The following is a 10696-nucleotide window of genomic DNA, read 5'->3' as shown; positions in this document are numbered from 1 at the left end:
CGACGGTCGCCGCCCCGGCGGCCGCGCCGCCGGCAGAGCAGCCCAAGCCTTAAACCGTCTCCGACGGAACCGAACCGACCCCCGAGGGCGACCTCGGGGGTTTAATCTTGTTGATGAACGCAGGTCTTTTCACCGGCGTCGTCGAATCACGGGTAATCTGATCGCCCATGACGCGGTACATCTTCATCACCGGCGGCGTGGTCTCCTCGCTCGGCAAGGGTTTGGCTTCGGCGGCGCTCGGCGCTCTGCTGCAGGCGCGCGGCTACAAGGTCCGCCTGCGCAAGCTCGATCCGTATCTCAACGTCGATCCGGGCACGATGAGCCCGTATCAGCACGGTGAGGTCTTCGTGACCGACGACGGCGCGGAGACGGACCTGGATCTTGGCCACTACGAGCGCTTCACCGGCGTGTCGGCGACCAAGGCCGACAACATCACCACCGGCCAGATCTACAAGACGATCATCGAGAAGGAGCGCCGCGGCGACTATCTGGGCGCGACCGTCCAGGTGATCCCGCACGTCACCAACGAGATCAAGGATTTCGTCCTGTCGCCGGCCATGGACGAGACGGGCGAGAAGCCCGTCGACTTCGTGCTGGTCGAGATCGGCGGCACGGTCGGCGACATCGAAGGCCTGCCGTTCTTCGAGGCTATCCGCCAGCTGCGCCAGGACCTGCCGCGCCACCAGAGCTGCTACGTTCACCTGACCTTGCTGCCGTTCATCAAGACGGCCGGCGAGATGAAGACCAAGCCGACCCAGCACTCGGTCAAGGAACTGCGCTCGATCGGCATCCAGCCCGACATTCTGCTGTGCCGCTGCGAGCAGGAGATTCCCGCCGAGGAAAAGCGCAAGATCGCGCAGTTCTGCAACGTGAGGCCCAGCGCGGTCATTCAGGCGATGGACAGCTCGTCCATCTACGCCGTGCCGATCGACTATCACGAGCAGGGCCTGGACGCCGAGGTGCTGGATGTCTTCGGCATCCACGACGCGCCCCAGCCCGACCTGTCGCGCTGGAAGCAGATCGACGAGACCGTCCAGCACCCCGACGGCGAGGTCACCATCGCCGTGGTGGGCAAGTACACGGTGCTGAAGGACGCCTACAAGTCGCTGATCGAGGCCCTGCACCACGGGGGGCTGGCCAACAAGGTCAAGGTCAATCTCGACTGGGTCGAGAGCGAGACGTTCGAGGGCGACGAGGGGGCCGCGGCGGCCCGCCTGGAGAACGCCCACGCCATCATGGTGCCCGGCGGCTTCGGCGAGCGCGGCGCGGAGGGCAAGATCCGCGCGGCCCAGTTCGCCCGCGAGCGCAAGGTGCCCTATTTCGGCATCTGCTTCGGCATGCAGATGGCCGTCATCGAGACCCTGCGCAACGTCGCGGGGATCAAGGACGCCACCTCCAGCGAGTTTGGACCGACCGAGCGCCCGGTGGTCGGCATCATGACCGAGTGGATCAAGGGCAACGAGATGGTCCAGCGTCGCAAGGGCGACGACCTGGGCGGCACCATGCGCCTGGGGGCTTACGAGGCGGTGCTGACGGCGGGCTCCAAGGTCGCCGAGATCTATGGCGCGACCGAGATCAGCGAGCGTCACCGGCACCGCTACGAGGTCAATATCGGCTATGTCCACCTGATGGAGGACGCGGGCCTGAAACTGACCGGCCGGTCGCCCAACGGCGTGCTGCCCGAGATCGTCGAGCGGGACGACCATCCGTGGTTCATCGGCGTCCAGTACCACCCGGAACTGAAGAGCCGCCCGTTCGCCCCGCACCCGCTGTTCGCCAGCTTTATCGCGGCGGCCAAGGAGCACGGCCGGCTGGTGTGACGTCTTCTCGCCATGCAGAGCCCGCAATGCGCGTGCGATTCGCTGTAAGCTTCCCGGAAGGGTTGACTCCGACGAGCGGAACAATGCGAATATCGTTCCTCCAAGCTGGGGGGCGATCATGGAAATTCAGGGCGGACTTATCCAGTTGGGAGAGAATAACCACCTCCCTGTGCCGTGGCAGCTTCGAGCTTTTCTAGGACTTCAGTCGGGTGCGCGGGCTTATGTCGGCGTGACCAGACCGAGCGAGAACCATCCGCCCGATATTATCCTCTCTCCGATCGCGCTTGAGAAACTCCCGTACTGCTACAAGCTCATCACGAGCCACACGGAAGAGAAGCTTTCTTTCAACGCCGTTCTTGGCGAGATAAAATCCTTCAGCATAATCAATATCGCGATCGCGGATTCAGTCACTATCGAAGGGCGTACAAGGCATGTCTCCACCCTAGTCTTGGAGCCAGTCGCTTATCCGCCGGAGGGATCGACCAGAATAAATAATCAGAAATTCCAACTCGAAAATTATGTTGAGGAACTTGATAAAGCTGTAAGAAAGATCGAGAGTGCTTTAAATGCCCGATTTGGGGCTGGCGCGGCTATCATAAAAAGAATAGAGGCCCCGTCTAATTATCTCGAAATATATCCTGTATATATGAAGAATGGATTCATTCAAAACTCGAGTTGGTACCATCTGTCATCGAAAAACATGCCAAAGTCTCCTGTCGGAGATTTGTATAATACTCGATTTGTTGTTTGTTCCGGAAATACTGAAAATTCGTATATAAGGTATATATTTCCCGCAAAAGATTCCCTTGAGATTTCTATATCTCACAGAGATATATCTGGCGCGCTGTTCGCGGTTACAAGTTTGATCGGCGAGAGCGGATTTAATATTTTATCTTCCCGTTTGTCCCGGACTCCGCCCAAAGGATTAAATACGGAAATTTCGAGATTCGTGGCGGTGTGCGAGCCGCAACCCGACCGTACTGCGGACAATTGCATGTCGATGCTCTCCTCAAAGCTCGACACACTGATGAAAGAGAACAAGAACCTCCGGCACGGCATCAGCAAGCCCAATATAAAGCCGGTCATACAGGCTGCGAAATCGGTGTTTCTTTCGAGAGCCGATGGCAGAACTATATCTATGCCGGCTCAATTCTCATATGCAACAGATAGGATTATCGAAAAGAGAGATTTCTCTGGCGATAATCGAATTAAGATATTCTTGTGCTATAAATTCTTCGGCAGACCGGGTGACCCGAATGTTCTATTGATAGATGCTTTCAAGGATATAATAAAGCAAGAAGACATGCATTGGGTTGATGCTAGCATAGACGAAGAAAATGACACGACATACGATTATATACAGGCATCTCTATGGATGAGCGATGCCTGTATCGTGCTCGCGTTCAATGAGGAGGGTCGAAAATATACTGGAAATTTAAGTGTCAATCAGACACACGAAATCGGTTTCATGCATGGCCAGATGAAACCGTTCAAGATTGTTGTGCACCAGGACCGGTTTGGCCAAGCACGTTTCAGTAATCTACCCGATCATCAGTTCCTGACCTATAAGGACGATGCGACGGCGGCCCTTCCGAAGCATCCAGATTATATTGGACGCAAACTCAAAACATGGCTCCAGAGCGTCAAGCGCAGCCGGAGCTAGCCGCCTGGCGCTGTCCAGATACCGCTTGAATCTAAAGCGGATATGAGTCATAAGCGCGCCCTCACGCGGCGGCTCGGGCGCTCCCAAGCCGCCGCTTCCGATTTTCACGCTCAGCGAGCAGAGTCACTTCGATGGCCGTTCCTAAAAGAAAAACTTCGCCTTCTCGCCGGAACATGCGCCGGTCGCACCACGCCCTGGGCGCCAACGCGTTCATCGAGGACAAGGACACCGGCGAGCTGCGCCGCCCGCACCATGTCGACCTGAAGACCGGCATGTACAACGGCAAGCAGATCCTGACGCCGAAGGAAGACTAAGGTCTCTTTCGCGTTCGACGCTTGAAAGACGCCGCCCGGCTCCGCCCGGGCGGCGTTTTTTGTCGTATTTTCGTCGCGCGGGCAAAAACGGTGTTAGCCTCCCCCGTGGGAGGTTCGCCCATGCTGACACGCCGCGACATGACGGCGGGAATGGGACTTTCGTTGGCCGCGTCGCCGGTCCTGGCCGCGGCGGTCACGCCTGTTTCACTGTCCCAGACGCCGCCGTCCTCGACCCCCACGCCCCCCGCCGAGCCGCCGTTGCTCGTGCTGGACGCCTCGCTGGACCAGGACGCGCGCCTGACCGTGCCGGTGATGATCAACGATCAGGGGCCTTTCCAGTTCGTCGTCGACACCGGCGCCGACCGCAGCGTCCTGACCCCCGGCCTCGTCGAGCGGCTGGGCCTGGCGCCCGGTCCGGAAGTGATCGTGCATGGCGTCTCCGGATCGATCACCTGCCCCACGGCGCTGACCCCGAAGTTGCGGACGGGCGATGCGCGCCTCGTGAACAGCATCCTGCCGGTCTTGCCCTATGAGCGCGTCGGCGCGGACGGTTTGCTCGGCGTCGACATTCTGGACGGCCGAAACGTGGTGATGGACTTCGAGCGCAAGCAGCTCGAGGTGCGCCGCAGCCAGTCGACGGAAGACTATGTCCGCTCGCCGCGCGAGGTGTCCGTCTGGGCCGACGCCCGGTTCGGCCGCCTGACCTTGGCGGATTCTCGCATCGCCGGCGCCCGCGCGCTGGCCTTCATCGACAGCGGCGGGGGCGTCAGCATCGGCAACATGGCGCTGGCCCGGGCCATCGCCGCGCGCCGACGCAAGTCGGATGTGGTCAGTCAGGCGCGCCTCCTGACCGCCGGGGGCGAGATGAAGCTGGGCGAATTTCGCGTGATTTCCCATATGACCATGGGCGACGTGCGGATCACCAACATTCCCATGGCCTTCGCCGACCTCCACATCTTCGATGTCTGGGGACTCAATGACCGCCCCGCGGCGCTGCTCGGCGTGGATGTTCTGCGGCTGTTCGCGCGGGTCGAGCTGGACTTCGGCGCGGGCAAGGTGCTTTTCCGATTGGGGCAGAGCGGGATCGCGCCTCAGATCCTCAACGCCTAGGCGCCGCGCGCCAAAGGGCCGAGTGTTGCGATTCGAGGGTGGGGTCGGTAAGGGGAGGCGCCTTTTCCAGGAGCGCCCATGACCGAGATCGTCGATATCATCGCCCGCGAAATTCTCGACAGCCGGGGGAACCCGACGGTCGAGGTCGATGTGGTTCTGGAGGATGGCGCGTTCGGCCGCGCCGCGGTGCCGTCGGGCGCCTCGACCGGCGCTCACGAGGCCAACGAAAAGCGCGACGGCGACAAGGACCGCTATCTCGGCAAGGGCGTCCAGCAGGCGGTCGACGCCGTCAACGGCGAGATCTTCGACGCGCTGTCGGGCGTCGACGCCGAGGACCAGCGCCGCGTCGACAACCTGCTGATCGAACTGGACGGCACGCCCAACAAGGCCCGCCTGGGCGCCAACGCCATCCTGGGCGTGTCGCTGGCCACGGCCAAGGCCGCCGCCGAGTCGGCCGGCCTGCCGCTCTACAAGTATGTCGGCGGGGTCAACGCCCGGCTGCTGCCGACCCCGATGATGAACATCATCAACGGCGGCGCCCACGCCGACAATCCGATCGACATCCAGGAGTTCATGATCCTGCCGACCGGCGCCCCGTCCTTCCGCGAAGGCCTGCGCATGGGCGCCGAGATCTTCCACAGCCTGAAGAAGGCCCTGAAGGACGCCGGTCACAACACCAATGTCGGCGACGAGGGCGGCTTCGCGCCGAACCTCGCCTCGGCCGAGGCCGCGCTCGACTTCATCGTCAAGGCTGGCGAGAAGGCCGGCTACAAGGCCGGTGACGACTTCGTCCTGGGCCTGGACGTCGCCTCGACCGAGTTTTTCAAGAACGGCAAATACGAGCTGGAAGGCGAGGGCAAGTCGCTGGATCCGGCCGCCATGGTCGACTACCTGGCCGGTCTCGTCGCCAAGTTCCCGATCCTGACGATCGAGGACGGCATGGCCGAGGACGACTTCGAGGGCTGGAAGCTGCTGACCGACACCCTGGGCAAGAAGGTCCAGCTGGTCGGCGACGACCTCTTCGTCACCAACCCCAAGCGCCTGCGGATCGGCCTGGACAAGGGCCTGGCCAACTCGATCCTCGTGAAGGTCAACCAGATCGGCACGCTGTCGGAGACCATCGACGCGGTCGAGCTGGCCCACCGCCACGGCTACACCAGCGTGATGAGCCACCGCTCGGGCGAGACCGAGGACTCGACGATCGCCGATCTGGCCGTCGCCCTGAACTGCGGTCAGATCAAGACCGGCTCGCTGGCCCGCTCGGACCGGACGGCCAAGTACAACCAGCTGCTGCGCATCGAGGAGATGCTGGACGACCAAGGCGTCTATGCCGGCCGCGCGGCGCTGAAGGGCCGCTGAGCGCGTCTACATCGCTAAGACTTCGAAGGCGCGGTTCCCGTAACGAACCGCGCCTTCTGCTTTACGTAGTCCAGCGGCGCGTCCTTCTTCATCACCATGTAGCCGGTGACGGCGTGATAGCCCGAGGGACCGGTGGACTCGCCATCGGGCGTCGCGCCGCCGGCGGGGTCGCCGACCTCGTCCACGGCCGGAAGGACGGGATGGCCGGGCAGGGCGATCTCGCCCCGCACCAGATCGTCCAGATTGCCGGACTTCAGCTTCCAGCCGCAGCTCTCGAACCGTTCCAGACGTTCCGGCGCGAAGGCCAGGGTCAGAAGCATGAACTTCATCGTGCCGAGCGCGGCGTCCTCGGCGTGTCCCATGGCCAGCATCCGTTGATCGGAGATGGCGTGGCCGTAGGTGACCCAGCGGTCCTCGCCTTCCCATAGCGCCTTGAAGATCGCGTTGTTCATCGGGATCACCAGGCCCTTGCCGAAGTCGAGCTTGGGCGGGCGGCCCTCGATCATGTCCGGCCCGCCGCGCCGGCCCTTGACGATGCCGGGCGTGCTGGCGAAAGCCAGGGACGGGACAAGCAATCCCCCCGCGACTCCTAGAACGATGTTTCGACGCGTCGACATCGGCACGATCCCCTCAAAGCGTCACCACAGGATCAGGCGGATCGTGGCGATTCCGCGACCATGACGGAGCGAGACCGGGCCTCGGTCACGGCGGTCGATCGCGTTAACCCACAAATTTTCTAAAAGCCTAGCGGTCGTTTCAAACGAGACCATTTCTGGTCAGTTCGCGTCCGCGAAATAACTTCGGCGATGCGGCATCTCGATGCGCTTGAAACCATCTCATCTGAAAGCATCGGCGGGATAATTCGCGACCCGATGATAACCCTGCCCAACGCCCGGATTTAGAAGGCGTTAAGCGTGGTCGGCGATCCTGCGATTCCCTTTCCGGGAAGCTCCGATGTTCGCCCGACTGCAACCTTTCCTGCCGACCGCGGCGATCTTTTTCCTGATTTTCTACTTCGCCTTTCACGCTCTGACGGGGGATCGCGGCCTGCTGTCCATCTCGCGACGCAACGCGGACCTCGCAGCAAAAACGAAGGAACTCAGGAAGATACGCGCGGAGAGGATGGACCTGGAGGCCCGCGCTCGTCTATTACGCGGCGGCAGTCTGTCGGCTGATCTCCTGGAGGAGCGCGCGCGTTCCCTCCTAGGCTACGCCGATCCGAAGGACTATGTGATCCGCGTCAAGCGTCCGAGCTGAGCGGGCGCGTAGCTTCGGAATCGATTGCCGACTGGCCCGAGGCCGCCATGGCTTCGCGCTGGTATGATAGTTCATCCGGGTGTTTCCTTCGCGGAACCGACGAATTTTTCGGCGGGAAGCGCCCCCAGGACGAAGGCCGCGATGAAGATGGGCCAGGGAGATTTGAATGGCGCGTACGCGCAAGGCTGAGGCCTCGGAAGGGAAGACGCCGGAAACCGGTGTCAACGCCTTCGTCGGCAAGGACGAGCTCCTGAAATTCTATCAAGACATGCTGCTGATCCGCCGCTTCGAGGAGCGCGCCGGCCAGCTGTACGGCATGGGCCTGATCGGCGGCTTCTGCCACCTCTATATCGGTCAGGAAGCCATCGCGGTCGGCATGCAGTCGATCTCGCAAAAGGGCGACCAGATCATCACCGGCTACCGTGACCACGGCCACATGCTGGCCGCTGGCATGGATCCGCGCGAGGTGATGGCCGAACTGACCGGCCGGGCCGGCGGCTCGTCCAAGGGCAAGGGCGGCTCGATGCATATGTTCGACATCGAGACCGGCTTCTACGGCGGTCACGGCATCGTCGGCGCCCAGGTCTCGCTCGGCACCGGTCTGGCGCTAGCCAACGCCTACAAGGGCAACGGCAACGTGTCGTACGCCTATATGGGCGACGGCGCGGCCAACCAGGGCCAGGTCTATGAGAGCTTCAACATGGCCCAGCTGTGGAAGCTGCCGGTCGTGTACGTGATCGAGAACAACCAGTACGCCATGGGCACCGCGGTCGAGCGCTCGGCGTCCGAGACGGCTTTCCACAAGCGCGGCATCTCGTTCCGCATTCCGGGCGAGGAAGTCGACGGCATGGACGTCATCGCCGTCCGCGAAGCCGGCGCCCGCGCCACCGAGCACGCCCGCAGCGGCCAGGGTCCGTACATCCTCGAGATGAAGACCTATCGCTATCGCGGCCACTCGATGTCCGACCCGGCCAAGTACCGCACCAAGGAAGAGGTCGACGAGGTCAAGACGACCCGTGACCCGATCGACCACATCAAGGAGCGCCTGGCCAAGGCCGGCGTCACCGAGGACGACCTGAAGAGCGTCGACGCGGAGGTGAAGCGCATCGTCGCCGAGGCCGCCGAGTTCGCGCGCACGAGTCCCGAGCCCGATCCTTCCGAACTTTATACCGACGTCTACCTGGAGGCCGCCGAGTGACGGACATCCTGATGCCCGCCCTTTCTCCCACCATGGAGGAAGGCACCCTGGCCAAATGGCTCGTCAAGGAAGGCGACACCATCAAGGCCGGCGACGTGATCGCCGAGATCGAGACCGACAAGGCGACGATGGAAGTCGAGGCCGTCGACGAAGGCGTGATCGAGGCCATCCTGGTCCCGGCCGGCAGCGAAAACGTCAAGGTCAACACCTTGATCGCCCGCCTGAAGGGCGAGGGCGAGGCCGCCTCGGCGCCCGCCGCTCCGGCCCAAGCCACCGGCGAGCCGGAAAAGGCCGCGCCGCAGGCCGCCACGCCCGCGCCCGCGGGGCCGATCTCGGCCGCCTCGACCTTCGCCGATCCTGAGATCGCGGCCGGTACGCCGATGAAGAAGATCACGGTCCGCGACGCCCTGCGCGACGCCATGGCCGAGGAGATGCGCCGCGACGACCGCGTGTTCCTGATGGGCGAGGAAGTCGCCCAGTACCAGGGCGCCTACAAGGTCAGCCGCGAGCTGCTGCAGGAGTTCGGCGACAAGCGCGTCATCGACACCCCGATCACCGAGCACGGCTTCGCGGGCATGGGCGTCGGCGCGGCGATGGCCGGCCTCAAGCCGATCGTCGAGTTCATGACCTGGAACTTCGCCATGCAGGCGATCGACCAGATCATCAACTCGGCCGCCAAGACGCTGTATATGTCGGGCGGTCAGATCAAGTCGTCGATCGTGTTCCGCGGCCCGAACGGCGCGGCCTCGCGCGTGGCGGCCCAGCACAGCCAGGACTACGCCGCCTGGTACGGCAACGTCCCGGGCCTGAAGGTCATCGCGCCCTACGACGCCGCCGACGCCAAGGGCCTCCTGAAGGCCGCGATCCGCGATCCGAACCCCGTCGTCTTCCTCGAGCACGAGATGATGTACGGCCACGAGTTCGACATCCCGGACGTCGAGGACTGGGTCGTGCCGATCGGCAAGGCCAAGGTCCGCCGCGAGGGCTCGGACGTGACGCTGGTCGCCTACAGCCGCATGGTCGGCTTCGCCCTGAAGGCGGCCGAGGAACTGGAGAAGGAAGGCATCCAGGCGGAGGTCGTTGACCTGCGCACGATCCGTCCGATGGACCACGCGACCATCCTGGAAAGCGTCAAGAAGACCAACCGCCTGGTCACGGTCGAGGAAGGCTGGGGCCCGATGGGCGTCGGCGCCGAGATCGTCGCCCGGATCACCGAGCACGGCTTCGACTATCTGGACGCCCCGCCGCTGCGCGTGCACCAGGAAGACGTGCCGCTGCCTTACGCGGCCAACCTGGAAGCCCTGTCGCTGCCGTCGGTCGAGAAGATCGTCAAGGCGGCCAAGACCGTCAGCTACCGCTAGGACGGGCGCGGCCCTTGCTCCCGAACAGCAGGGGCCGCATCGTCTTCGCCAACGCATTCATCCCGTCGGAAGGCGGGGTATCGCGGACGACGGCCCGGCCGACAACGTCCCGAACGCTTGAGGAAGAAGCTCAATGTCGATCGACATCCTGATGCCCGCCCTGTCGCCCACCATGGAGGAGGGGACCCTCGCCAAGTGGCACGTCAAGGTCGGCGACACCGTCAAGGCCGGCGACGTGATCGCCGAGATCGAGACCGACAAGGCGACCATGGAGGTCGAGGCCGTCGACGAAGGCGTGGTCGAGGCCATCCTGGTCGAGGCGGGGACCGAGAACGTCAAGGTCAACGCCCTGATCGCCAAGCTGGCGGGCGAGGGCGAGAGCCCCGCGCCGGCCCCGAAGGCCGAAGCCCCTAAGGCCGCCGAGGCTCCGAAGCCGGCCGCGCCGGTTCAGGGCGGCGGCGAGACCGCCGCGCCCGCCAAGCCCGCGCCGGCCGCTCCGGTGACGGCTGACGGCTCGCGCGTCTTCGCCTCGCCGCTGGCCCGCCGCCTGGCGTCGGCCGCGGGGCTGGATCTGAAGAATATCAAGGGCTCGGGCCCGCACGGTCGCGTGGTCA

Annotated in this window: 10 protein-coding genes; 9 read left to right on the top strand and 1 reads right to left on the bottom strand. The window is 63.5% G+C overall.

Annotation, left to right across the window (positions count from 1 at the left end; genetic code table 11):
- The first annotated feature begins 167 nt into the window (after positions 1 to 167).
- The 5 genes from Q0V34_RS20085 to eno all read left to right on the top strand — a co-directional run bounded on the left by Q0V34_RS20085 (position 168) and on the right by eno (position 6266).
- Positions 168 to 1820: a CTP synthase gene (locus Q0V34_RS20085; RefSeq protein ID WP_297515964.1), complete on the top strand. Its 1653-nt coding sequence runs from the start codon at positions 168 to 170 to the stop codon at positions 1818 to 1820.
- A 118-nt stretch (positions 1821 to 1938) separates the two neighbouring features.
- Positions 1939 to 3483, top strand: coding sequence for an ACT domain-containing protein (locus tag Q0V34_RS20080; protein WP_297515960.1), 1545 nt, complete (start codon positions 1939 to 1941; stop codon positions 3481 to 3483).
- A 131-nt stretch (positions 3484 to 3614) separates the two neighbouring features.
- Complete coding sequence (rpmF, locus tag Q0V34_RS20075; protein WP_252629722.1) at positions 3615 to 3797, top strand: 50S ribosomal protein L32; 183 nt, start codon at positions 3615 to 3617, stop codon at positions 3795 to 3797.
- 120 nt (positions 3798 to 3917) lie between these two features.
- Positions 3918 to 4907: a retropepsin-like aspartic protease gene (locus Q0V34_RS20070; RefSeq protein WP_297515957.1), complete on the top strand. Its 990-nt coding sequence runs from the start codon at positions 3918 to 3920 to the stop codon at positions 4905 to 4907.
- A 78-nt stretch (positions 4908 to 4985) separates the two neighbouring features.
- On the top strand, positions 4986 to 6266 hold the full coding sequence (eno, locus tag Q0V34_RS20065; protein WP_297515954.1) for a phosphopyruvate hydratase: 1281 nt from the start codon (positions 4986 to 4988) through the stop codon (positions 6264 to 6266).
- A gap of 14 nt (positions 6267 to 6280) precedes the next feature.
- Here the strand turns inward: eno and Q0V34_RS20060 are convergent, their stop codons facing one another.
- Positions 6281 to 6841: a hypothetical protein gene (locus tag Q0V34_RS20060; RefSeq protein ID WP_297515951.1), complete on the bottom strand. Its 561-nt coding sequence runs from the start codon at positions 6839 to 6841 to the stop codon at positions 6281 to 6283.
- Positions 6842 to 7220: 379 nt separating this feature from the next.
- On the opposite strand from Q0V34_RS20060, the gene Q0V34_RS20055 reads away from it, so the two are divergent.
- The 4 genes from Q0V34_RS20055 to Q0V34_RS20040 form a co-directional block, all read left to right on the top strand.
- Positions 7221 to 7523: a septum formation initiator family protein gene (locus Q0V34_RS20055; protein WP_297515948.1), complete on the top strand. Its 303-nt coding sequence runs from the start codon at positions 7221 to 7223 to the stop codon at positions 7521 to 7523.
- Positions 7524 to 7689: 166 nt separating this feature from the next.
- Complete coding sequence (gene pdhA, locus Q0V34_RS20050) at positions 7690 to 8721, top strand: pyruvate dehydrogenase (acetyl-transferring) E1 component subunit alpha (protein WP_297515945.1); 1032 nt, start codon at positions 7690 to 7692, stop codon at positions 8719 to 8721.
- On the top strand, positions 8718 to 10082 hold the full coding sequence (locus Q0V34_RS20045; protein WP_297515942.1) for a pyruvate dehydrogenase complex E1 component subunit beta: 1365 nt from the start codon (positions 8718 to 8720) through the stop codon (positions 10080 to 10082). Before pdhA ends, Q0V34_RS20045 begins: the two co-directional genes overlap by 4 nt.
- A gap of 133 nt (positions 10083 to 10215) precedes the next feature.
- Positions 10216 to 10696, top strand: a 481-nt coding sequence (locus Q0V34_RS20040) for a biotin/lipoyl-containing protein (RefSeq protein ID WP_297515940.1), incomplete at its 3' end; no start/stop codon positions are given.

The organism is uncultured Caulobacter sp. (assembly GCF_947036865.1).
Classification (GTDB): domain Bacteria; phylum Pseudomonadota; class Alphaproteobacteria; order Caulobacterales; family Caulobacteraceae; genus Caulobacter.
This window is presented reverse-complemented; position numbering and strand designations above follow the sequence as displayed.

Bases quoted from the DNA above. Each gene is read 5' to 3' on its own strand.
- Q0V34_RS20085 (WP_297515964.1), top strand. From the start codon at position 168: ATGACGCGGTACATCTTCATCACCGGCGGCGTGGTCTCCTCGCTCGGC.
- Q0V34_RS20080 (WP_297515960.1), top strand. From the start codon at position 1,939: ATGGAAATTCAGGGCGGACTTATCCAGTTGGGAGAGAATAACCACCTC.
- rpmF (WP_252629722.1), top strand. From the start codon at position 3,615: ATGGCCGTTCCTAAAAGAAAAACTTCGCCTTCTCGCCGGAACATGCGC.
- Q0V34_RS20070 (WP_297515957.1), top strand. From the start codon at position 3,918: ATGCTGACACGCCGCGACATGACGGCGGGAATGGGACTTTCGTTGGCC.
- eno (WP_297515954.1), top strand. From the start codon at position 4,986: ATGACCGAGATCGTCGATATCATCGCCCGCGAAATTCTCGACAGCCGG.
- Q0V34_RS20055 (WP_297515948.1), top strand. From the start codon at position 7,221: ATGTTCGCCCGACTGCAACCTTTCCTGCCGACCGCGGCGATCTTTTTC.
- pdhA (WP_297515945.1), top strand. From the start codon at position 7,690: ATGGCGCGTACGCGCAAGGCTGAGGCCTCGGAAGGGAAGACGCCGGAA.